At 70.4% G+C, this 21,801-nt stretch carries 22 protein-coding genes; 16 read left to right on the top strand and 6 right to left on the bottom strand.

What is annotated here, in order from left to right; translation table 11 throughout:
* The first annotated feature begins 5 nt into the window (after nt 1–5).
* From rpmH to FJ658_RS02240, 8 genes are all read left to right on the top strand, one after another.
* Nucleotides 6–143: a 50S ribosomal protein L34 gene (gene rpmH, locus FJ658_RS02205; RefSeq protein ID WP_141143751.1), complete on the top strand. Its 138-nt coding sequence runs from the start codon at nt 6–8 to the stop codon at nt 141–143.
* A gap of 70 nt (nt 144–213) precedes the next feature.
* Nucleotides 214–504, top strand: a complete 291-nt coding sequence (locus tag FJ658_RS02210) for a ribonuclease P protein component (RefSeq protein WP_370454746.1) — start codon at nt 214–216, stop codon at nt 502–504.
* A complete protein-coding gene (gene yidD, locus FJ658_RS02215; RefSeq protein ID WP_141143753.1) occupies nt 501–812 on the top strand; it encodes a membrane protein insertion efficiency factor YidD in 312 nt (103 codons plus the stop codon). Before FJ658_RS02210 ends, yidD begins: the two co-directional genes overlap by 4 nt.
* 8 nt (nt 813–820) lie before the next feature.
* Nucleotides 821–1,825: a membrane protein insertase YidC gene (gene yidC, locus FJ658_RS02220; RefSeq protein WP_141143754.1), complete on the top strand. Its 1,005-nt coding sequence runs from the start codon at nt 821–823 to the stop codon at nt 1,823–1,825.
* Nucleotides 1,822–2,352 carry a R3H domain-containing nucleic acid-binding protein gene (locus tag FJ658_RS02225; RefSeq protein ID WP_141143755.1) on the top strand — a complete coding sequence of 177 codons (531 nt, stop codon included), beginning with the start codon at nt 1,822–1,824 and terminating at the stop codon, nt 2,350–2,352. The genes yidC and FJ658_RS02225 overlap by 4 nt, the downstream gene beginning before the upstream one ends.
* Nucleotides 2,353–4,344: 1,992 nt before the next feature.
* Complete coding sequence (gene rsmG / locus FJ658_RS02230; protein WP_141143756.1) at nt 4,345–4,998, top strand: 16S rRNA (guanine(527)-N(7))-methyltransferase RsmG; 654 nt, start codon at nt 4,345–4,347, stop codon at nt 4,996–4,998.
* A 137-nt stretch (nt 4,999–5,135) separates the two neighbouring features.
* Entirely contained in the window at nt 5,136–6,053 is a 918-nt protein-coding gene (locus tag FJ658_RS02235; RefSeq protein ID WP_141143757.1) for a ParA family protein, read from the top strand.
* A complete protein-coding gene (locus FJ658_RS02240) occupies nt 6,053–7,006 on the top strand; it encodes a ParB/RepB/Spo0J family partition protein (protein ID WP_141143758.1) in 954 nt (317 codons plus the stop codon). The genes FJ658_RS02235 and FJ658_RS02240 overlap by 1 nt, the downstream gene beginning before the upstream one ends.
* Nucleotides 7,007–7,083: 77 nt before the next feature.
* On the opposite strand, the gene FJ658_RS02245 is transcribed toward FJ658_RS02240, so the two are convergent.
* The 6 genes from FJ658_RS02245 to FJ658_RS02270 form a co-directional block, all read right to left on the bottom strand.
* The gene (locus tag FJ658_RS02245) at nt 7,084–8,043 is read right to left on the bottom strand and encodes a D-alanine--D-alanine ligase (protein ID WP_141143759.1); all 960 of its coding nucleotides are present in this window, start codon (nt 8,041–8,043) and stop codon (nt 7,084–7,086) included.
* A gap of 11 nt (nt 8,044–8,054) precedes the next feature.
* Nucleotides 8,055–9,368: a PLP-dependent aminotransferase family protein gene (locus FJ658_RS02250; protein WP_141143760.1), complete on the bottom strand. Its 1,314-nt coding sequence runs from the start codon at nt 9,366–9,368 to the stop codon at nt 8,055–8,057.
* A gap of 136 nt (nt 9,369–9,504) precedes the next feature.
* Complete coding sequence (gene trxA, locus FJ658_RS02255; RefSeq protein ID WP_141143761.1) at nt 9,505–9,831, bottom strand: thioredoxin; 327 nt, start codon at nt 9,829–9,831, stop codon at nt 9,505–9,507.
* 74 nt (nt 9,832–9,905) lie between these two features.
* Complete coding sequence (trxB, locus tag FJ658_RS02260; protein WP_141143762.1) at nt 9,906–10,901, bottom strand: thioredoxin-disulfide reductase; 996 nt, start codon at nt 10,899–10,901, stop codon at nt 9,906–9,908.
* A 101-nt stretch (nt 10,902–11,002) separates the two neighbouring features.
* Nucleotides 11,003–12,742, bottom strand: coding sequence for a murein biosynthesis integral membrane protein MurJ (murJ, locus tag FJ658_RS02265; protein ID WP_141143763.1), 1,740 nt, complete (start codon nt 12,740–12,742; stop codon nt 11,003–11,005).
* A gap of 4 nt (nt 12,743–12,746) precedes the next feature.
* Nucleotides 12,747–14,891, bottom strand: a complete 2,145-nt coding sequence (locus FJ658_RS02270; RefSeq protein WP_141143764.1) for a DUF6049 family protein — start codon at nt 14,889–14,891, stop codon at nt 12,747–12,749.
* Nucleotides 14,892–15,078: 187 nt separating this feature from the next.
* Between FJ658_RS02270 and FJ658_RS02275 the strand changes: the two genes are divergently transcribed.
* The 8 genes from FJ658_RS02275 to FJ658_RS02310 all read left to right on the top strand — a co-directional run bounded on the left by FJ658_RS02275 (nt 15,079) and on the right by FJ658_RS02310 (nt 21,735).
* Nucleotides 15,079–16,500: a CCA tRNA nucleotidyltransferase gene (locus tag FJ658_RS02275; protein ID WP_141143765.1), complete on the top strand. Its 1,422-nt coding sequence runs from the start codon at nt 15,079–15,081 to the stop codon at nt 16,498–16,500.
* A 113-nt stretch (nt 16,501–16,613) separates the two neighbouring features.
* Nucleotides 16,614–17,072 (top strand): 30S ribosomal protein S6, encoded by a 459-nt coding sequence (gene rpsF, locus FJ658_RS02280; protein WP_141143766.1) that lies wholly within the window; start codon nt 16,614–16,616, stop codon nt 17,070–17,072.
* Between the two features lie 3 nt (nt 17,073–17,075).
* Entirely contained in the window at nt 17,076–17,588 is a 513-nt protein-coding gene (locus FJ658_RS02285; protein WP_141143767.1) for a single-stranded DNA-binding protein, read from the top strand.
* Nucleotides 17,589–17,630: 42 nt separating this feature from the next.
* Nucleotides 17,631–17,885 (top strand): 30S ribosomal protein S18, encoded by a 255-nt coding sequence (gene rpsR / locus FJ658_RS02290; RefSeq protein ID WP_141143768.1) that lies wholly within the window; start codon nt 17,631–17,633, stop codon nt 17,883–17,885.
* Between the two features lie 12 nt (nt 17,886–17,897).
* Nucleotides 17,898–18,353 (top strand): 50S ribosomal protein L9, encoded by a 456-nt coding sequence (gene rplI, locus FJ658_RS02295; protein ID WP_141143769.1) that lies wholly within the window; start codon nt 17,898–17,900, stop codon nt 18,351–18,353.
* A 415-nt stretch (nt 18,354–18,768) separates the two neighbouring features.
* Nucleotides 18,769–20,145 (top strand): replicative DNA helicase, encoded by a 1,377-nt coding sequence (dnaB, locus tag FJ658_RS02300; RefSeq protein WP_141143770.1) that lies wholly within the window; start codon nt 18,769–18,771, stop codon nt 20,143–20,145.
* A 64-nt stretch (nt 20,146–20,209) separates the two neighbouring features.
* Complete coding sequence (locus FJ658_RS02305; RefSeq protein ID WP_141143771.1) at nt 20,210–20,719, top strand: hypothetical protein; 510 nt, start codon at nt 20,210–20,212, stop codon at nt 20,717–20,719.
* Between the two features lie 65 nt (nt 20,720–20,784).
* The gene (locus tag FJ658_RS02310; protein WP_141143772.1) at nt 20,785–21,735 is read left to right on the top strand and encodes a GlxA family transcriptional regulator; all 951 of its coding nucleotides are present in this window, start codon (nt 20,785–20,787) and stop codon (nt 21,733–21,735) included.
* Nucleotides 21,736–21,801 lie beyond the last annotated feature (66 nt).

Raw genomic sequence — 21,801 nt, forward strand, 5'->3', positions numbered from 1 at the left:
CGACTATGAGCAAGCGAACCTTCCAGCCGAACAACCGCCGCCGCGCCAAGGTGCACGGCTTCCGTCTGCGCATGCGCACCCGCGCCGGCCGCGCGATCCTCGCGAACCGCCGTCGCAAGGGTCGCAGCGAGCTCAGCGCGTAAGACCTCCCCGGTCGACTCCGTGCTCGCCCGGCCCAACCGCGTCATCACCGCCGACGAATTCCGTCGGGCTGTGCGACGGGGCCGCCGGACGACGACGCCGATCGCGGTGTACCACCGCATCGAGCTCGGAGCCGATCATCCTGCTCGGTTCGGGTTCATCATCTCCCGGGCCATCGGAACCGCCGTGCACCGCAATAGGCTGCGACGGCGGTTCCGTGCGATCGGGCGGGAACTCGTCGACGAGGGCGCCCGTGGCGGCGACATCGTCGTGCGGGCTCTCCCCGGAGCGGCCGAGCAGGACTGGGCGACGCTGCGCGACGACATGCGCGGCGTGCTGGTCGAGCGGCTGATCCCGTCATGAACCGGATGCTGACCTCGGCGCTCCTGCTGCCGCGCAACGTCTGCGTGGTGATCCTGCGCGTCTACCGGGCCGTGATCTCGCCGCTCTACGGTCAGGTCTGCCGGTATTACCCCAGCTGCTCGGCTTACGCTCTCGAGGCGATCCAGCGTCACGGCGTCATCCGCGGCGTCTGGCTCGGATCGAAGCGCATCGCCCGCTGCCACCCGTGGGCTGCCGGAGGCGTCGACGACGTGCCCGGTCACTTCACCGCACCCCGCTACCGCATCACCCGCTTCGGTTTCGTCGTCGCGGACACAGGAAAGGCCTGACCTCCCCCATGGACATCGGCTCCTTCTTCCAGACGCTGCTGACACCCATCAAATGGGTGATCGAGGCGATCCTGGTCGGGTTCCACTGGCTGCTGTCGGAGGTCTTCGGCCTCGACCCGGCCGCGGGACTGACCTGGGTGCTCTCGATCGTCGGCCTCGTGCTGCTCGTGCGCGCCCTGCTCATCCCGATCTTCGTCCGTCAGATCAAGAGCCAGCGCAAGATGCTCGAGGTCGCGCCGCAGCTCAAGAAGATCCAGGACAAGTACAAGGGCAAGAAGGACCAGTTCTCTCGCGAGGCCATGCAGCGCGAGACGATGGAGCTCTACCGCAAGGCCGGCACCTCGCCGTTCTCGTCGTGTCTGCCCCTGCTGATCCAGATGCCGATCTTCTTCAGCCTGTTCTCGGTGCTGAACGAGGCGAAGCCGCAGCCCGACGGGTCGTTCAAGGCCGGCGTGGGCCTCCTGACCCAGCAGCTCTCGGAGCAGTTCGGCAGCGCGTCGCTGTTCGGCATCGCTCCCCTGCGCTTCAGCATCCAGTCGTCGCTCGAGGCGAACCCGGTCAACTGGGTCGTCGTGATCATCGCCGCGGTGATGGTCGTCATCATGACCGCCTCGCAGTTCGTCACCCAGCTTCAGATCATGGCGAAGAACCAGTCGCCGGAGATGAAGGAGAGCCCGATGTACCGGCAGCAGCGCATCCTGCTGTACATCCTGCCGCTGGTCTTTGCGTTCTCGGGCTTCGCCTTCCCCATCGGCGTCATGTTCTACTGGCTCACCTCGAACATCTGGACGATGGTGCAGCAGTTCCTCGTCATCCGGAACATGCCCACTCCCGGCAGCGAGGCGGCCCTGGCCCGTGAGGCGCGCCTGGCGAAGAAGGCCCGTCGCAAGATGGGCGACGACGCCGCGGCCCTCGAGGAGGCGGCCGCCGAAGAGACCAAGAAGACCACCACCCAGCGGCAGCAGCCGGTGGGCAAGGCCCGAGCGAAGAAGAGCGGCGGAGCGAAGCGATGACCGACGAGAAGACCACCGTGCAGGAGCCGACCTCGACGGGTGAGGTCGTCGCCACCGGCGCCGAGCTGGAGCAGCAGCTGGTCGAAGAGGGCGACATCGCCGCCGACTACATCGAGGAGCTGCTCGACATCGCCGACCTCGACGGCGACCTCGACATCGATGTGCGCGCCGGCCGCGCCTACCTCTCCGTCAGCTCGGAGGAGGCCGACGCGCTGAACACGCTGTCGAAGCCCGACACCGTGACCGCGCTGCAGGAGCTCACGCGTCTCGCGGTGCAGAACCGCACCGGACGCTTCTCGCGCCTCATCCTCGACATCGGCGGATCGCGCGATGCGCGCGCCGACGAGCTGAGCGCCCTCGTGGATGCAGCGGTCGCCCGCATCGAAGGCGGTGCGGCTTCGGCGTCGCTGCCTCCGATGTCGAGTTACGAGCGCAAGCTCGTGCACGACCTCGTGGGCGAGCGCGGCTTCACCTCCGAGTCGGAGGGCGAGGGCCGCGATCGTCACACGGTGATCCGCAAGGCCTGATCCGGTCGATCCACTCCCCCGCGCTCGAGCGGGGTCGACGCCTCCGGGGCGATGTTTCACGTGAAACATCGCCCCGTTCGTCGTTGTCGGGGGTCTGGATGCCGTCGGCGGCGCGCGCTCAGGATCGATCCTGACGGGCCGGGTGTTCTGCGGGCCCTCGATCGGCGCTCGTGAGGGCCGTCCAGCTCGTCAGGAACGATCCTCCCGGTCGATTCGGCGCACCTGACCGGGTCTGAGCGACGTATTTTCTGGCCTGGTCTCGAGGAATCGGGCGGCTCGTGGCGCTGGTGATGACTCTGGCGGCGCCGTCGGGTGGTCGCTGGCCGTGGCTGCGCGCGTGTTCGCAATTCAGCATGAGCCGCGCCAGGTGACCGGCCCCGGTCGCGGCGAGCGATCCGTGCTGAGTTGCGACGTGGATAGAACGGCTCGCCCGTTGTGGTGTGCTCTCCCCGCGGTCGACCGAGTGGGTTCTCTGCGTGACAAGCGGAGTGATTTCGCCCGGCGCACGGATCGGTCACGCCCGGGGGTACGAGCGTGCGGCCTCGGCATCGATCACGCGCGGGATCCAGTCGGGTCGAATGACCCTGGCAGTGGTGGGTCGGCGCTCGATCTCCGCTGCGTAGGTCGAGTCGCTCGGAATGTGGGCTGCGTGCGCACATCATCCGAATCGTGGATGGCCGGCGATGTGATCCCCGCTCCCATTCCGGTCGGCACCATCGCGACCACGCGTCTGGTCGTGCGACTTCCGACTCCGGACTTCGCGGTAGCCGCACCGGCGCGAGGCAGCCAGCGACGCCGCATTCCACTCGACCGCGCCGTTTCCGGCGGAGGTCGCATTCGATCGGCGGCGAACATCAGGATCACCCGGCGCATCTCGGTTCCGAATCCACTCCCCGGCTGCGGCCGCGTCGGCCAAGAGCCGGACACGACCGCGCGCTGCGGAGCCAAGTCGCGTGCGGTGATCTCCCGGACGCCGATCGGCATGCCCTCGAGCAGCGCGATGAATCCGACTCCCCAACCTTCTGGTGTCGACTTCGCCCGGCGCAGTCAGGGATGGCGCGCGATCACCGCACCGAGCATGTGGTCGGGTGAGGCTGCCACGCGCTTCCGAAGCCGATGCGATCAGCGGGGTGGATGCCCGCCCGCGCCCGATCCGCGCGACCCGGCAGATCCTCGTCGCGAACGCGCGCACATCGAGCGGTCGAGATCAGCCCAAGCCCTAAAGGCCAGACGTTCGTGTGAGTGATCGGTGCCGACACCCGGCCACGGCATCGACGCGATTGGCGACCTGCGACACGGCACGGCAACCGGAATCGTCGGCCCGTTGCACAGCGCCGCGATTCACCTGACTGCGTCCCAACTGACCAGGCGCCGCCGCAAGTGACCAGGAAGCGTCCGCGCTGCAACCGACCAGGCGGCGTGCGCACCGCAACTCAGCATGGGTCACCCACACCACCCGGCTCCGGTCGACCACGGCGGATCTTGCTGAGTTGCGTACATCGCTGACGGTGGGTCGTCGGTGACGGGGGCGATGGGCGGACCGGCGCCGACGCGATGTTTCACGTGACACATCGGATCTCGTTGAAAGTGCTGACCGATGAGGCCCGAGACCGCGCGGCGTGACGGACGGTGGCGGCACCGATGGATCGATCGGTGGACGCCGTGCGCTGGTGCGAGCCGCTGAAGCTCTGCGGCTCCGAGCGATGTTTCACGTGAAACGGAAGGCATCTGCGCGGCGCCCTGGCTGACGCGCACGGGAGGAGCCTTCGCGGATCGGGCAGAGCCGGTTCACCTCCAGATCCTCCCCAGGCCGCGCACCGCGACTCGGCGAGCGTGACCTCGCACCGCAGATGTTTCACGTGAAACGGCAGGACCCGCTCTCCGCGATCGCCGCCAGCGGGGGCGTCTCTCTCCCGCCACGCCGAGCTCCCCGGACAGGCGGGTAGCCTCGAGTCGGCGCGGACCCGCGCATCCACCGAAATGCGAGAACCGATGACCGACTCCCCCGCTTCGCCGACCGACGTCACTCCCGAGGTCGAGCCGGAGTCGGCCGCCCGGCTGTTCGGCGATCGCATCCACCTGGCGCGGTCGTTCACGGCGGAGCTGATCGCGCGTGGCGAGGAGCTGGGACTGATCGGCCCGATCGAGCTCCCCCGCATCTGGACCCGCCACATCCTGAACTCGGTCGTGGTGGCTCCCCTGCTGCGGCCCGGCCGGGTCGGCGACATCGGCAGCGGCGCCGGCCTCCCGGGACTGGTGCTCGCGATCGCGCGACCCGATGTCACGATGGTGCTCATCGAGCCGATGGAGCGACGCACCGACTGGCTGCGCGCGGAGAGCGAGCGGCTCGGTCTCGACAACGTCGAGGTCGTGCGCGCCCGGTCGGAGGAGGTCGGCCGCGAGCTCGAGCTGGGCCAGGTCACCGCCCGCGCGGTGAGCGCGCTCTCGAAGCTCATCCCGATCACCCGTCCTCTGCTGGCCTCGGGTGGTCAGCTGGTCTTCCTCAAGGGAGCGCGCGTGCACGATGAGATCGACGCCGCGCAGAAGCAGATCCGCAAAGCCGGGCTCTCCGACGTCGAGGTTCTCGAGCTCGGGGCTGGGGATGTGGCCGAGGTCACGCGGGTCTTTCGGGCTACAGTGGTCTGAGCCCGGCGCGAGGCGCATCCCGTCTCCGCCGGTTCTGTGTTTCACCCCGCATCTCCCCCGAGAAGACAGGCTCGATGGACGATGTTTCACGTGAAACACCGTCCGTCTGAACTGTTCCGAGGAGGCCGAGAGCGCCGGTGAGTCCTTCCGACACCAGCTCCCCCGACTACGGAGCATCGACTCCGCTCGCCCGCGAGATCGCTGACCTGACCCGTCGCCGCATCGCGCTCAGCGAGCAGGTGCTGCCGAAGCCCGACCGTCCGCGCATCTTCACCGTTGCAAACCAGAAGGGCGGCGTCGGCAAGACGACCACGACCGTGAACCTCGCGGCCGCGCTGGCCCGCGCCGGGATGCGCGTGCTGGTCATCGACCTCGACCCCCAGGGCAATGCATCGACCGCGCTCGGCGTCGATCACCGCGCGGACACCCCGAGCGTCTACGACGTGCTGATCAACGAGGCGCCGATCGACGACGTCGTGCAGCCGAGCCCGGAGTCGCCGAACCTGCTCTGCGTGCCCGCCACGATCCACCTCGCCGGCGCCGAGATCGAGCTCGTGAGCCTCGTCGCGCGCGAGCAGCGGCTCCGTGGCGCGATCACCGACTACTTCGAGGAGGTCGACCAGCCGATCGACTTCGTCTTCATCGACTGTCCGCCCTCGCTCGGCCTCCTCACGATCAACGCCTTCGTCGCGGCGCGCGAGGTGCTCATCCCGATCCAGTGCGAGTACTACGCGCTCGAGGGCCTCAGCCAGCTGCTCGACAACATCAAGCTCGTCGGCCGTCACCTGAATCCCGAGCTCGTCGTCTCCACGATCCTGCTCACCATGTACGACTCCCGCACCAACCTGGCCAACCAGGTGGTCGAGGAGGTGCGCGAGCACTTCCCGGACCAGGTGCTCGAGTCGCTCATCCCGCGGTCGGTGCGCATCTCGGAGGCGCCGAGCTACGGGCAGACGGTGGTCGGCTACGACCTGAACTCCGCCGGATCGCTGTCGTACCGCGAGGCCGCCGGCGAGATCGCGTTGCGCGGCGAACCGCGCCGAGGGGAGAACTGATGGCGACCAAGCGCACGGGACTGGGGCGCGGCATCGGCGCGCTCATCCCCACCGGCTCGGGCGAGGACCGCCCGGTCGACGTCTTCTTTCCGCAAGCCGCACCGGCGAAGGAGGCCGACGAGGAGCTGCTCGCCGTTCCGGGAGCGCGTCTGCTCTCCCTCTCCCCCGACGACATCGTGCCCAACGCGGTGCAGCCCCGCACCGAGTTCCGCGAAGAGGAGCTCAACGAGCTCATCACCTCGGTGCGCGAGTTCGGCGTGCTGCAGCCGATCGTCGTGCGTCCGCGCGCGAAGGCGGCGCCGGGCGAACCGCAGTACGAGCTCATCATGGGCGAGCGTCGACTGCGGGCGACCAAGGCCTCGGGTCGCGACAGCATCCCGGCGATCGTGCGCGACACCGCCGACGAGGACATGCTGCGGGATGCGCTGCTCGAGAACCTGCACCGCGCCCAGCTGAATCCGCTCGAAGAGGCCTCGGCCTACCAGCAGCTGCTCTCCGACTTCGGAATCACCCAGGAGCAGCTCGCCGAGCGCATCGGACGCTCTCGTCCGCAGATCTCGAACACGCTGCGCCTGCTGCGCCTGCCCGAGTCCGTGCAGAGCCGCGTCGCTGCCGGCGTGCTGAGCGCGGGCCACGCCCGCGCCATCCTGTCGGCCGGTGAGCCGGAGGCGATGCTCAAGCTCGCCGACAAGATCGTCGACCAGGAGCTCTCGGTGCGCGCCGCCGAGCAGCTCGCCGGCGACACGAGCCCGAAGAAGACCCGCGCCGCGCGACCCAACGCCGGTCGCCACCAGGGCGGGCTCGACGAGATCGCCGAGTCGCTCGGTGATCGGCTGAACACCCGCGTGAAGGTGAGCCTCGGCCGCAGCAAGGGCCAGATCGTCATCGACTTCGCCACGGTCGGCGACCTCAACCGCATCCTCGCCGAGCTCGGGCAGAACGGATTCCGCTAGCGGAATAACCCCAGTTCAGAGTTGCTTTTCGCGGCGGAGTGACCCGGCAGCCGCGAGTGCGGCACCGGCCGACGCGATCAGCGCGCGGCGTCGGCGACCGCGGCCTCGGCCAGCGCGGTGTAGACCCAGCCCAGGTCGTGACCGGCCGCCTCGAGCGCCTGCGGCAGCAGCGACGTCTCGGTGAGCCCCGGCAGCACGTTGGCCTCGAGGAACCACGGCGTGCCCGCACCGTCGACGATGAGGTCGACGCGGGAGAGGTGGCGCAGACCGAGCTCGCGATGAGCGGTCACCGCCGCCTCCGCGGCACGTGCCGCCACGTCGTCGTCGATGCGCGCGGGCGTGAAGAAGCGCGTCTCTCCCGCGTTGTAGCGCGCCTCGAAGCTGTAGACCCCGCTGAGCGGCTGGATCTCGACCGCGGGCAGCGCCACGGGTCCGTCGCCGGTGTCGATCACGCCGACGGCGATCTCGGTGCCGGTGATGCGCTGCTCGACGAGCGCGACATCGCCGTAGGTGTAGGCGTCGACCATCGCGCGGGGCAGGCCCGCCGCATCCTCGACGATCGTGACGCCCTGGGCCGAGCCGCCCTGCGCGGGCTTCACGACGACCGGCGGGGTGAGCTCGTCGGCGATCGCGGCGAACACCGCATCGGCGCCGAGCTCGCGGAACGCATCCCGGGGCAGGGTGATCGACCGCGGCGTCGCGACGCCGGCACGCGCGACGAGGGTCTTCGCGGTCGGCTTGTTCCAGGCGAGGCGAGCGGCCTCGGCCTGCGCGCCGACGAAGGGCACGCCGAGGAACTCCAGGAGCCCGCGCAGCGCGCCGTCTTCTCCGCTCGCCCCGTGCAGGGCCGGCCACACGACGTCGGGCCGGTCGGAGCGCAGTCGGCCGAGGAGTCCCGCATCCGGGTCGACCAGCTCGACCTCGACGCCGTGACCCTTGAGGGCGTCGGCGACCTGACGGCCGGAGCGCAGCGAGACGTCGCGTTCGTGCGAGATGCCGCCGGCGAGCACGACGACGCGAGGCAGTGCGGAAGCCATGAGAGAGATCCCTAACCGATGTTCGGGGGCAGCACGCGGTCGGAGTCCACACCGGGACGAACCGTGAGCGGTCCGGTCTTCGAGAACTCGCTGACCAGCGAGAGCTCGCCGTTGATCACGTTCGCGAGACGGCGGATGCCCTCGCGGATGAAGTCGGGCGTCGGGTAGCAGAACGACAGCCGCATGGCGTTGCGTCCTCCCCCGTCGGCATAGAACGCCGTGCCCGGCGTGTAGGCCACGAGCTCCTTGACGGCGCGCGGCAGCATCGCCTTCGAGTCGAGCTGCTCGGGCAGCGTGAGCCAGACGTAGAAGCCGCCGCTCGGGGTCGTCCAGCTCAGCGAGGGCAGGTGCTCCTGCAGAGCCGAGAGCATCGCATCCCGGCGCTCGCGATAGACGCCGCGGAAGGTGTCGATCTGACCGCGCCAGTCGGCCGAGGCCAGGTACTCCGACACGACCGTCTGCCCGAAGGTGCCGGGCGAGAGCACGGCCGCCTCGTTGGCGAGCACGAGCTTCTCGCGGATGGCGTGGGGCGCGACCGCCCAGCCGACGCGCATGCCCGGGGCGAGGGTCTTCGAGAAGGTACCGAGGTAGATGACCCCGTCCTCCTCGACCGAGCGCATGGCCTGCGGGGCGGGCTGGTCGAAGTAGAGCAGACCGTAGGGGTTGTCCTCGACGACGAGGATGCCCTCGGAGCGGCAGATCTCGAGCACCTCCATGCGGCGCTCCCAGCTCAGGGTGACGCCCATGGGGTTGTGGAACGAGGGGACCGTGTAGAGGAACTTGATCGTGCGGCCCTCGGCGCGCACCCGCGCGATCGTCTCGCGCAGGGCCTGCGGGTTCAGCCCGCCGTCATCCATGGTCGCGTGCACGACCTCGCCCTGGAACGACTTGAAGACCGTGATCGCGGTCACGTAGCTCGGGCCCTCGGCGATCACGACGTCGCCCAGGTCGAGGAACAGCTTCGCCAGCAGCTCGAGCGCGTGCTGCGACCCCGTCGTGACGACGACGTCGTCGACACCGGCCCGGATGCCCTCCAGCGCCATGACGTCGAGGATCTGCTCGCGCAGCTGCGGCATCCCCTGCCCCGAGCCGTACTGCAGGGCGACACCGGCGCGCTCACGCACGGTGCGCTCGACGGCCGCGGTGAGCAGCTCGGTCGGCAGAGCGGAGACGAAGGGCATGCCGCCCGCCAGCGAGACCACCTCGGGGCGGCTGGCGACGGCGAACAGAGCTCGCACCTCGCTCGCGGCGAGGCCGGCCGTGCGTGCGGCGTAGGAGCCGTACCACGGGTCGAGATTGGTGCCCTGGTTCGCGTTGCCGGTCATGGAGGTCCGTTCTGTCGTCCGTCCAGGGTAGTCGGGGGAACGACGAAGCCCCGTCCCCCGAGGAGGGGAACGGGGCCACGACGTGGGAATCGGCTACGGCCTCAAGCCGCGGCGCCAGTCCCGCCGAGCCGGCGGCTCAGGCCAGGAACTCGGCCAGGTCGGCCTCGAGCGCCGGCTTCGGCTTGGCGCCGATGACGGTCTTGACGACCTCGCCGTTCTTGAAGACCTTCATCGCCGGGATCGAGGTGATGCCGTACTTCATGGCGGTCTCGGGGTTGTTGTCGACGTCGATCTTGACGATCGAGAGCTTGTCGGCGTTCTCCTCGGCGATCTTGTCGAGGATCGGCGAGACGGCGCGACACGGGCCGCACCACTCGGCCCAGAAGTCGACCATGATCGGCTTCTCGCTGGCGAGCACCTCGTCGGCGAACGTGGCGTCGGTCACATCCTTGGCGGCGGACATCTTGTCTCCTTCGGTCTGTTTCTCGTGAAGTTGTTCGGTGCGAGTGGATGCGCGAGCCGCGCATCCACGGATCATCAGGCGCTGGCGCCGATCTGGTCGGCCATCTCGGCCGGAGCCTCGGCGCCCGTGGCCTCAGCGATCACGCCTTTCGGCAGCGAGGCGAGGAAGTGCTCGGCGTCGAGCGCGGCGACCGTGCCGGAGCCGGCCGCGGTGATGGCCTGCTTGTAGGTGGGGTCGACGACGTCGCCGGCGGCGAACACGCCCTTCTGGCTGGTCTTCGAGCTGCGGCCCTCGACCCAGATGTTGCCCTCGGCGGTCAGGTCGAGCTGGCCGTGCACGAGGTGCGTGCGCGGGTCGGCGCCGATCGCGACGAAGAGGCCGCTCAGGTCGAGCGCCGACTCGGTGCCGTCGACCGTGTCGGTGAGCCCCACGCCCGCGACCTTGTCGTCGCCGAGCACCGCGGTGACCTCCTTGTTCCAGAGGAACTCGATCTTGGGGTCGTTCTTGGCGCGCTCCTGCATGGCGGCCGAGGCGCGCAGCGAGTCGCGGCGGTGGATGAGCGAGACCTTGTCGGCGAAGCGCGTGAGGAAGGTGGCCTCCTCGAGCGCGGAGTCGCCGCCGCCGACCACGGCGACGTGCTTCTGCTTGAAGAAGGCGCCGTCGCAGGTGGCGCACCACGAGACGCCGTAGCCCGAGAGGCGCGTCTCGTCGTCGAGGCCGAGCTTTCGGTACGCCGAGCCGGTCGCGTAGATCAGGGCTAGCGACTCGTGCACGCTGCCGTCACCGAGGGTGACGCGCTTGACATCGCCGTCGAGCTCGAGCTTGGTGACGTCGTCGTAGACGATCTCGGCGCCGAACTTCTCGGCCTGCGCCTGCATTTTCATCATGAGGTCGGGGCCCATGATGCCGTCGGGGAAGCCGGGAAAGTTCTCGACCTCGGTGGTCTTCATCAGCTCGCCGCCGAACTCGACCGAGCTCGCCACGACGAGGGGCTTGAGGTTGGCGCGGGCGGCGTAGATCGCGGCGGTGTAGCCGGCCGGCCCCGAGCCGATGATGATGAGCTGGCGCATCGCGCAGTCCCTTTCGTTTCCGGCACCGGATTCGCGGTGTCGAGTCGTGCAACACATCGTACGTGCGGGATGTTCCCGGCCCTGGACGTGTGACGGGAGGCTCAGCCGCGGCGCAGCAGGCGGCCCAGCGGGGCGCGCAGCTCGTGCACTTCGGGCACGCGCGCGATGATCACCGCGGCCACGTAGACGATGCCGGCGGCCGCGGCGATGGCGGCGGCGGCGAGGATCGACTCGACCCGCCCCGCGACGGCGAACCCCCAGTCGGAGCCGTCGACGACGCCCCAGCCGCCGAGCACCCACAGCATCAGGAGCCCCACCGCGCCAGCCGGGATCGTGCAGAGCAGGAAGACGCCGTAGCGCCGTGCGAGTCGCCGACCGTCGAAGCCGCCGAGGCGACGGCGCAGCACCACGATCGACACGATCAGCTGCACGACGATCGAGATCGACGTCCACAGCGCGATGCCGACGGCCAGCCTGTCGCTCGGGCCGCCGATGAGGAACAGCGCCCCGACCGTGAACACGGCCGCCTGCAGCAGCTGGATGAAGAACGGCGTGCGGGTGTCGCTCAGCGCGAAGAACGCGCGCTGCACCAGGAACAGCGCGCTGAACGGCACGAGCCCGGCGAGGTAGGCGAGCAGCACGAGCGAGGTCTGCGGCAGCGCGTGCGGCGCGGTGTGGCTGAAGACGTTGATGAGCGGGACGGCGGCGGTCGCGAACACGACGGCCGCGCCGGCGATCAGCAGCCCCACCGAGCGCAGCGCCCCGCTGAGATCGCTGCGCAGCGAGACCAGGTCGCCGTCGCGGGAGTGGGCGCTCATCCGCGTGAAGTAGGGCGTGGCGATCGACAGGGCGATGAGCGAGTGCGGCAGCACGAAGATCGTCCAGGCGACGCGGATGGCGGCCACCGAGGCGTCGTCGGAGTCGGCGAGGGTCGCGATCTGGTTCTGCACGATGCCGGAGCCCTGGCTGATCAGCAGCATGCCGAAGGTCCAGCCCACGATCTTGCCCGTGGCGCCGAGGCCCATCCCGCGCCAGCGGAAGTCGGGGCGGAACCGCAACCCGGTGCGGCGCCAGAACAGGCACAGCGTGAGCGCCTGCAGGGCGACCCCGAGTGTGGTCGTGCCGCCGAGCACGAGGATCTTCTGCGCGTCCCACGTCGCCGGATCGCGGTGCGCGGGATCGATGCCGTAGAGCACCGCGAAGACGATCAGACCGGCGATCGCGATGACGTTGTTGACGATCGGCGCCCAGGCGAAGGGGCCGAAGACGCCGCGCGCGTTGAGCACCTCGCCGAGCAGGCTGTACATCGCGTAGAAGAAGATCTGCGGCAGGCAGAGGTAGGCGAACACGGTCGCCAGCTCGAGCCCCGCGCCGGCGAGCTGGCCGTTCGCGTTCGCGAACACGCGCACCAGCACGGGCGCCCCGACGGTGGCGAGGATGGTGACGCCGAGGAAGCCGGTCAGGCCGAGGGTCACGAGCCGGTTCACATAGCCCTGGCCGCCGTCGTCGTGCAGCGCCGACTTGACGATCTGCGGCACGAGCACCGCGCTGAGGAGGCCGCCGGCGATCAGCAGGTAGATCTGGTTCGGCAGTCCGTTGGCGACGGTGAACGCATTGGCGCCGATGCCGACGGTGCCGATCACGGCGCTGAGCAGGCCGAGGTTGATGAAACCGAGCGCCCGCGAGACGAGGGTGCCGCCGGCCAGCATCATGCTGGCCCGGCCGATGCTGGCGCGGGGCGCGCCCGCCGACGCCGCCGCGCGCGCCTCCGGTGCGGTCGCCGTCGCATCCGCCGCCGTGGGCTGGGCGATCGGCGTCTCGCCGGGGGTCGGGTCGGTCATCCGGTCAGTCCTGGGCCTTCGGGTCGCGGGCGTCGGCGCCGCCGGCGAGACCCTCGTCGTCGTGGTGGCGGGCGTCGACGGGCGAGCCGGACGCCGAGCCCTCGGCGGCGGCACGCGCATCCACGTCGGCGGGCCCGTCCTCCTGGCCGGGGAGCGGCGCGTTGGCGGCGTCCTCCTCGTCGACCTCGCCCGCGAGCCGGCGACGGCGCTTCAGGATGTTGCGCACGATCCCGAATCCGAAGACGCCGATCGCGCCGATCGCCACGACGGCCGTGCCGACGGTCTCCCAGCCGGCCTGCACCTCGACGTGGATGCGCCGCTGCTGCCCCACGCTCGAGCCGTCGGTCGCCGTGAGACTCAGCACGACCTGCACGCTGCCGTTCGTGATCGCCTGCGCCGGGATTCGCACGGTCTCGGTCGCGCCGGCCGGCACCTCGACCTTGATCGGCTGGTCGCCGGAGTCGATCGAGAGCACCGGGCTGAGCGGGCGGGCGCGGGCGTAGACCACGATCGGCACATCGAGCGAGTTCTGCACGGTCATCGGCAGCGGGGCGCTCGCGCCGAGCGCGACGAGGTCGCTGCCCTGGGTCAGCTGCACGCCGTCGAGGAGCTTGGCGGATGCGGTCTGGAAGTCGCTCACGGCGCCGGCCCACGAGCGCGAGGCCACCCATCCGGTCGAGAGCGTGCTCAGCAGATCGAGCCGCCGCGGAGCGGTGATCGCGAGTGGACCGTCGGCGGCGACGACCGCGAAGCGGGTCTCCTGCTGCTCGGCGGTCAGGAGTGCCGAGATCGCGGCGAGCCGCGTCGCGTCCTCGGGGTGATCCACGACGCCGCTCGGCTCGGCCGTCTCGCCGAGCGCGGTCGACAGCGGAACGGCGTTCGCGACCGCGAAGAGGTGGGTGAGCGCCGCATCCAGCGCGTCGACGGTCTGGTCGGCGGTGCCGCTCGGGCGGCCGAGCGCGACCACCCGCACGGCCGAGCCGCCCGCGGCGGCCGCCGACTGCACCTCCTGATCGACGACGGAGTAGTCGCTCTGGTCGGTCGTGGCGGCGGCGCGCACCGCCGCGCTGAGCCCGGTGTCGATTGTGAGGCCGGCGATCTGGAGCCCGTCGAAGCTCAGGTGCGTGGCATCGGGGGTGCTGACGTTCTCGTCGCCGAGCAGCACGGCCTCGTCGCCGGCGGCCTGCAGGCGCGGCAGGTCGGCGGCGACGACCGTGTTCTCGGCCGGCCAGGCGATCGTCGGCAGGCTGTACTCCCAGGCCAGCACCTCGTCGACCGTGGTCGGCAGCGGCGGCAGGGCGCCCGAGGGCGTCGACGGCGGGTCGGACGGGCTCGTGGATGCGCCGCCCGATGCGTCATCGGAGGGCGGGCCGCTGGCACCGGATCCGGAGCCGTTGCCGGTGCCGCCGCTCGAGCCCGGAGTCGACGAGGTGCCGCTCGACGGGGTGCCGGAGGCGGTGCCCGACGGGGTGGCGGAGGGCGACGCCGCGGGCAGCGGGTCGCCGAAGCGGCTGTCGTCGATCGCGAAGTCGAAGCCGAGCGGCGCGAGCGATGCGGCCGCGCCGGCCTGACCCGGGCCGACCGGGTCGGCGTCGGCGTAGCGCAGGGCGAAGGTCTCGTTGCTCACGCCCTGCAGCCGGGTCAGCCATGCGCGAGCCGAGGCCGGCGCGGCGCCGCCGAGCACGCGGATCGACGCGATCAGCCGCGGATCGATGCCGAGCGCGACCGGCCGGCCGGCCACCGCATCCAGCTCGCGGGTCAGCAGTCCGTCGTCGGCGGTGAGGTCGGCGAGGTCGTCGGAGGGGATGAGGCCGTCGTAGCCGGTCGGCACCGTGAGCGGCAGGATCGTCGCGACGGCGACCCGGCCGTCGACGCCGACCGCGGTGTCGGGGCCCCTGATCGACTGGGCCGTCGCGTCGGACTCGCCGCCCGGGGTCGCGTCGGCGGCCGAGGCGGGCGCCGACTGCAGGGCGAAGCCCGAGCCGATGAGGAGAGCGGCGGCGCCGAGCACGGCCGCGGAGTGCGACGCGGCGCGGGCGGCGCGGCGGATGGTGAGGCGTGCGGTGCGGCCGACGACCGAGCGCGGGCCGCGGAGTCGGGCCGGATCCGTCGTCGTGATCTCGGCGCGCCGCGGGCGGGTCAGGGGCACGCGGGCGCGCTCCAGTACCGGGCGGCCACCATGCGCGTCAGTCTAGGGCGTGGCGTGGGCGCCACCTGGGAGCGCGGGGCCGCTGTCGGGCGCGGGAGTCCGGGCGCCGGTCGGCGGGGCAGGGCGCGTGCGTCCGGGCGACGCCGGCCGCGCATGCCGCCCCCGCCGCCCGCCTACCCTGGATGCCATGCAGAACGTCGCGGCCGCCGTCGCCCGACTCGACGCCCTCGCCGAGTCCCCCGCCGTCGCCCGCCTGGCGCAGGCCTTCGCCGACGCCGGCCGCGAGCTCGCCCTCGTCGGCGGCCCGGTGCGCGACGCCTTCCTCGACCGCCCGCTCACCGACCTCGACTTCACGACGGATGCACGACCCGACCGCATCCTCGAGATCGTCACCCCGATCAGCGACGCCCAGTGGGACATCGGGCGCGCCTTCGGCACGATCGGCGCCCGCATCGGCGACCAGACCGTCGAGGTCACCACCTACCGCAGCGACGTCTACGACCACGAGACCCGCAAGCCCGAGGTCGCGTTCGGCGACAGCCTCGAGGCCGACCTCGAGCGCCGCGACTTCGCCGTCAACGCCATGGCCCTGCGCCTGCCGCAGCGGCAGCTCGTCGACCCGTGGGGCGGCGTCGACGACCTCATGGCCGCGCGACTGCGCACCCCCGGCTCGCCCGAGGTCTCGTTCGGCGACGACCCGCTGCGCATGCTGCGCGGCGCCCGCTTCTCGGCCCAGATCGGGTTCGACGTCGACGCCGAGGCCGTCGCCGCGATGGAGCGCATGGCCGACCGCCTCGCGATCGTCTCGGCCGAGCGCATCGGCGACGAGATCACCAAGCTGCTGCTCGCCCCGGCGCCGGTGCGCGGCATCCGGCTGCTCGTCGACACCGGCCTGGCCGAGATCGTGCTGCCCGAGATCCCGGCGCTGCGCCTCGAGCAGGATGAGCACGCCCACCACAAGGACGTCTACGAGCACAGCCTCACCGTGCTCGAGCAGGCCATCGACCTCGAGCGCTCGCGCGGCCACGCGCCCACGCTGATCGTGCGCCTCGCCGCGCTGCTGCACGACATCGGCAAGCCCGCGACCCGCCAGTTCGAGCCGGGCGGCGCCGTCAGCTTCCACCACCACGACGTCGTCGGCGCGAAGCTGGCGACGAAGCGGATGCGCGAGCTGCGCCTCCCCTCCGATGTGGTGAAGCCCGTGGCCGAGCTGATCCGGCTGCACCTGCGCTTCTTCGGCTACACCGACGGCGCCTGGACCGACTCGGCCGTGCGCCGCTACGTGCGCGACGCCGGGCCGGTGCTCGAGTGGCTGCACATCCTGGTGCGCGCCGACGTCACCACCCGCAACGTGCGCAAGGCCGACCGCCTCTCGTTCGCCTACGACGACCTCGAGCAGCGCATCGCCGACCTGCAGCAGCAGGAGGAGCTGGATGCGGTGCGCCCCGACCTCGACGGCGAGCAGATCATGGGCATCCTCGGCATCGCCCCGGGGCGCGAGGTCGGCGAGGCCTACCGCTATCTGCTCGAGCTGCGTCTCGACAACGGCCCTCTGGGAGCGGATGCGGCGGAAGCCCGTCTGCGGGAGTGGTGGTCATCCCGCCCCTGAGCGGCTATGCTTGCGAGGTTGCCCGGCCGGCCCATGCCGATTCCCGGGTGCGATGCATGAACCCTCCTGCCGCAGATCGTCTGCGGCCGTTCCAGACCAGAGGAGGTGGGTGAATGACGCATCAGTACGAGTTGATGGTGATCCTCGATCCTGCGATCGACGAGCGCACCGTGGCTCCCAGCCTCGACAAGTTCCTCAATGTCATCCGCAACGACGGTGGCACGATCGACAACGTCGACATCTGGGGTCGTCGCCGCCTGGCGTACGAGATCCAGAAGAAGAGCGAGGGCATCTACGCCGTCGTCAACTTCACCGCGACGAGCGCCTCGACGCTCGAGCTCGACCGCCAGCTGAAGCTCAGCGAGGCCGTCCTGCGCACCAAGGTGCTGCGTGCCGAGGAGGCCGTGGCCCGTGCCGCCGCCGTCAAGGCCGAGGACGACAAGCGCGCCGCGCGCAAGGCCGCGTCGGGCAAGTCGGAGGCCCCGAAGGCGGACGACAAGGCCGAGGCGAAGCCCGCCTCGAAGCCGGCCGCCAAGCCCGCGGCGAAGGCCGCCAAGAAGGACGCCGAGTAAGCCGTGGCTGGGGACACGATCATCACGGTGGTCGGCAACCTGACGGCCGACCCCGAGCTGCGCTACACGCAGAGCGGGCTCGCCGTGGCGAACTTCACGATCGCCAGCACCCCCCGCACGTTCGACCGCGCGTCGAACGAGTGGAAGGACGGCGAGGCCCTGTTCCTCCGGGCCTCCTGCTGGCGTGAGTTCGCCGAGCACGTCGCCGGATCGCTGACCAAGGGCAGCCGCGTCATCGCGCAGGGCCGCCTCAAGCAGCGCTCCTACGACGACCGCGACGGCAACAAGCGCACCGCCATCGAGCTCGAGGTCGACGAGATCGGCCCGAGCCTCCGCTACGCGACCGCGCAGGTCACCCGTGCACCGGGTGGCGGCGGCGGCCGTGGCGGTTCGCAGGGCGCCGTGGCCGACGAGCCGTGGGGCCAGCAGAGCTCCGGCGGCAACGGCGGCGGAAACGGCGGCGGCCAGGACGTGTGGAACACGCCCGGCTCCTACAACGACGAGACCCCGTTCTGAGCCCTCGGGCTCGATCGGGACACTGACCGAAAGAAGACAGCAATGGCTGGAAAGAGCAGCGGCGACCGCCGCAAGCCCCGCAAGGGCGGCAAGAACGCCGCTCCGGCGAAGTCCGTCCGCGTCGGCGTCATCGACTACAAGGATGTCGCGACGCTCCGCAAGTTCATCTCCGAGCGTGGAAAGATCCGCGCCCGCCGCATCACCGGTGTCTCCGTGCAGGAGCAGACCCTCATCGCCCGCGCCGTCAAGAACGCGCGTGAGATGGCCCTGCTTCCGTACGCCGGCTCGGGCCGTTAAGGGGGATTCGATATGTCGAAGCTCATCCTCACCTCCGAGGTCTCCGGCCTCGGTTCCGCCGGTGACGTCGTCGACGTCAAGAACGGCTACGCCCGCAACTACCTGATCCCCCAGGGCTTCGCCGTGGCGTGGACCCGTGGTGGCGAGAAGCAGGTCGACTCGATCAAGGCCGCCCGCGCTGCGCGCGAGCACGCCACGCTCGAGGAGGCCCAGCACGTCAAGGCGAAGCTCGAGGCCGCCCCGGTCACGCTGACCGCCAAGGCCGCGGGCCGCGAGGGCCGTCTGTTCGGCTCGGTGACCACGCAGGACATCGCGGACGCCGTCGAGAAGGCCGGCATCGGCTCGATCGACAAGCGCACCGTCGAGATCCCGTCGGCGATCAAGTCGACCGGTCAGCACGAGGCCACGGTGCGCCTGCGCGCCGAGGTCGTCGCGTCGATCACGCTCGACGTGGTGGCCGCCAAGTAACACCCTTCGTCAGTAGCGACGGACCCGATGAGGGTTCGTCGCTACTGGTGTTTAAGCCGGCTTGTCAAGAGCGCTGTCCACACCGGATGGGGAGAATCCGACAACCCTCAACCCGGACTCTAAACATGTTCTTCCACACAGGGTGTGAAGAAAGAAAGCCCAGTTCAGGGTCTGTTTGCCGCGAGAAGTCGTGCGACCCTCCCCAGATGTATCCACAGGCTTTCAACAAGAACCCCGGCGTGTCCGCCGTTTTCCCCACAGCGTTATCCACAGGCCGCGTTGAAGGCGGGATGCGCCGCTCATATCGTGATGCGGCGTCGCCTTCCGGATGCGATCCGAGCATTCCGTGCGGGGCGCGTGGCGGTCCGCATCCATGTCGGACGTCGCGCCTAGCTTGCCCTCAGGAGGTACCCCCATGTCGATCGCCCATCTCGGTCTCGCCGCTCCCGATGAGGAGCGCCGTGAGTCGTGGAAGGGCGACCGCACGCCGCCGCACGACCTGCTCGCCGAGCAGTCGACGATCGGCGGCATGCTGCTGAGCAAGGATGCGGTGGCCGACGTCGTCGAGACCGTGCGGGCCGTCGACTTCTACCTGCCGAAGCACGAGATCATCTTCGACGCCGTGCTCACGCTCTACTCGCATGGTGAGCCCACCGATGTGATCGCGGTCACCGACGTGCTGACCAAGAGCGGCGACCTGAGCCGCGCCGGCGGCGTCGACTACCTGCACACCCTCACGGGCATCGTGCCGACCGCGGCCAACGCCGGCTACTACGCCGAGATCGTGGCCGAGAAGGCCGTGCTGCGCCGCCTCGTCGAGGCCGGCACCCGCATCGTGCAGATGGGCTACCAGAGCGAGGGCGAGGTCATCGACCTCGTCAACAGCGCGCAGGCCGAGATCTACAACGTCTCCGGTGGCGTCGAGGCCGAGGATTACGTCTCGCTCGATGTCGCGATCGACGCCGCCACCGAGGAGATCGAGCAGGCGAGCGGTCGCGGCGACGAGATGCTCGGCGTGCCCACCGGCTTCCGCGACCTCGACGAGCTCACCAACGGCCTGCACGGCGGTCAGCTCATCCTGATCGCCGCCCGCCCCGCGCTCGGAAAGTCGACGCTCGCGCTCGACTTCGCCCGTGCGGCCGCGATCAAGCACCGCCAGACCACGGTCTTCTTCTCGCTCGAGATGGGGCGCAGCGAGATCGCCATGCGCCTCATGTCGGCCGAGTCGGACATCTTCCTGCAGAAGCTGCGCAAGGGCACCGTCGGGCAGGACGACTGGACGAAGCTCGCGCACGTGCGCGGGAAGATCGCCGACGCGCCCTTGTTCATCGACGACAGCCCGAACATGACGCTGGTCGAGATCCGCTCGAAGTGCCGCCGCCTCAAGCAGCGCAACGACCTCAAGCTCGTCGTCATCGACTACCTGCAGCTCATGACCTCGGGCAAGAAGGTCGAGTCGCGTCAGCAGGAGGTCAGCGAGTTCTCGCGAGCGCTCAAGCTGCTCGCCAAGGAGCTGCACGTGCCCGTCATCGCGCTGTCGCAGCTGAACCGTGGTCCCGAGCAGCGCACCGACAAGAAGCCCGCCATCTCCGACCTGCGCGAGTCGGGCTCGCTCGAGCAGGACGCCGACATGGTGATCCTGCTGCACCGCGAGAGCGCCTACGACAAGGAGAGCTCGCGCCCCGGCGAGGCCGACCTGATCGTGGCGAAGCACCGCAACGGCCCCACCGCCACCGTCACGGTCGCGTTCCAGGGTGCGATGTCGCGCTTCGCCGACATGCAGCCGGAGTAGGTCCCAAAAGCGCGGTTCGCGACGCGCGAGACGTGATGTCTGCGGCCATCGTTAGTTTGCGATCGTGGAATTCAGCGACCCGATGTTCTGGCTGGGCCAGTTGCTCACTGCTGCAGCGACCGGTGTGGGAGTAGTCCTCGCCTTCACACTTGAGCGGGTCGCGGAACGTCGTCGGCAAGACGACGCGGCATTCTGGGCGGCGCGGCACTGGGCCCGAGCCACTGTTCGCATGTACGAGAGCGGATTGCTGATCACTGCGCTTCGAGGCGTCATCTATGGCCGGACAACGCTCAAACGTCCGGAGGTGCAGATGCTCCTCACCGAGGTCAATCCTGGTGTAGCGGCGTGGTGGTCTCGCGCCACGGAGTGCCTGGTCGAGGCCGAGGACTCCTGGTTGCCTGGATCGGATGTGAGTCGGCGCGCTAACGCGTGGGCGGCCGCGATCGACGCCGAGTTCGCGCGCGCGGGGCGCCGCTGGCCCGTCCGCAGGACCCGGCTGCGTCGACTATGCGCTGCTCTGCCTGAACCCCCGAGGCTTTCACATCGCGTTGTCCGGTCCGAGGCCTCTGCCTAGTGCCTAGGTCGCACTCGCGCTCGCGGTCGTACGGGACAGGAGGTCCGCGGCGGTAGCGTCGGCGCATGGGCGAGGCGCGCATCCACCGGGTCGCCGTGCTGGTGCTCGACGGGGCCAAGCCGCTGGATGTCGGCATCCCGACGCAGGTGTTCGCGAACCGGACGAGCATGCCCTACGAGGTGCGGGTCTGCGGTCGCGCCGCCGGCACGGTGTCGGGCGGCGACGGGCTCGACTACGCCGTCGCGCACGGGCTCGAGGTCTTCGACTGGGCAGACACGATCTTCGTGCCTGGGTACCGGCGCCCGGCCGACGCGGATCCTCCGGCGGACATCGTCGCGGCGCTCGGGCGCGCTCACGAGCGGGGGCGGCGCATCGCCGCGATCTCGACCGGCGCCTTCGCGCTCGCGGCGGCCGGGCTGCTCGACGGGCGCCGGGCGACGACCCACTGGCACTACACGACCGTGCTGCGCGAGCGGTATCCCGGCATCGACGTGGATGAGGACGTGCTGTTCGTCGACGAGGGCTCGGTGCTGACCAGCGCCGGCGCGGCCAGCGGCATCGACCTGTGCCTGCACCTGGTGCGGCGTGACCACGGAGTCGCGCTCGCGAACCGGGTCGCGCGGCGGCTGGTCAGCGCGCCGCATCGCAGCGGCGGGCAGGCGCAGTACATCGAGCGCAGCGTGCCCGAGCGCGACGCCGACGGCTTCGCGGCGACGCGCGAGTGGGCGCTGCGCCACCTCGATGAGCCGCTCACCCTCGACGACCTCGCCCGGCACGCGGCCGTCAGCGCGCGCACGTTCTCGCGGCGGTTCGTCGACGGCACCGGCTACACCCCGATGCAGTGGGTGCTGCGGGCGCGGGTGGATGCGGCGCGCGAGCTGCTCGAGAGCTCCGACCTGCCGATCGGGCAGGTCGCGGCGCGCGTCGGGCTGGGCACGGATTCCGGACTGCGCTGGCACTTCCAGCGCATTCTGGGTGTCTCGCCGCTGGCGTACCGTCGCATGTTCCAGAGCTGACGGCGAGGGGCGCCTCCCACGGCAGGCGGCGCGCTGGGGCACCTACACGCGAGTCGGCGGACACCG

The organism is Schumannella sp. 10F1B-5-1 (assembly GCF_006517535.1).
Taxonomy (GTDB): Bacteria; Actinomycetota; Actinomycetes; order Actinomycetales; family Microbacteriaceae; genus Schumannella.

Coding starts and splice junctions, on each gene's coding strand:
- trxA (WP_141143761.1), bottom strand. CDS start 9,831: ATGTCCGCCGCCAAGGATGTGACCGACGCCACGTTCGCCGACGAGGTG.
- rplI (WP_141143769.1), top strand. CDS start 17,898: ATGTCGAAGCTCATCCTCACCTCCGAGGTCTCCGGCCTCGGTTCCGCC.
- FJ658_RS02250 (WP_141143760.1), bottom strand. CDS start 9,368: ATGACCGGCAACGCGAACCAGGGCACCAATCTCGACCCGTGGTACGGC.
- rsmG (WP_141143756.1), top strand. CDS start 4,345: ATGACCGACTCCCCCGCTTCGCCGACCGACGTCACTCCCGAGGTCGAG.
- rpsR (WP_141143768.1), top strand. CDS start 17,631: ATGGCTGGAAAGAGCAGCGGCGACCGCCGCAAGCCCCGCAAGGGCGGC.
- yidD (WP_141143753.1), top strand. CDS start 501: ATGAACCGGATGCTGACCTCGGCGCTCCTGCTGCCGCGCAACGTCTGC.
- FJ658_RS02225 (WP_141143755.1), top strand. CDS start 1,822: ATGACCGACGAGAAGACCACCGTGCAGGAGCCGACCTCGACGGGTGAG.
- yidC (WP_141143754.1), top strand. CDS start 821: ATGGACATCGGCTCCTTCTTCCAGACGCTGCTGACACCCATCAAATGG.
- FJ658_RS02275 (WP_141143765.1), top strand. CDS start 15,079: ATGCAGAACGTCGCGGCCGCCGTCGCCCGACTCGACGCCCTCGCCGAG.
- dnaB (WP_141143770.1), top strand. CDS start 18,769: ATGTCGATCGCCCATCTCGGTCTCGCCGCTCCCGATGAGGAGCGCCGT.
- rpsF (WP_141143766.1), top strand. CDS start 16,614: ATGACGCATCAGTACGAGTTGATGGTGATCCTCGATCCTGCGATCGAC.
- rpmH (WP_141143751.1), top strand. CDS start 6: ATGAGCAAGCGAACCTTCCAGCCGAACAACCGCCGCCGCGCCAAGGTG.
- murJ (WP_141143763.1), bottom strand. CDS start 12,742: ATGACCGACCCGACCCCCGGCGAGACGCCGATCGCCCAGCCCACGGCG.
- FJ658_RS02240 (WP_141143758.1), top strand. CDS start 6,053: ATGGCGACCAAGCGCACGGGACTGGGGCGCGGCATCGGCGCGCTCATC.
- trxB (WP_141143762.1), bottom strand. CDS start 10,901: ATGCGCCAGCTCATCATCATCGGCTCGGGGCCGGCCGGCTACACCGCC.
- FJ658_RS02310 (WP_141143772.1), top strand. CDS start 20,785: ATGGGCGAGGCGCGCATCCACCGGGTCGCCGTGCTGGTGCTCGACGGG.
- FJ658_RS02245 (WP_141143759.1), bottom strand. CDS start 8,043: ATGGCTTCCGCACTGCCTCGCGTCGTCGTGCTCGCCGGCGGCATCTCG.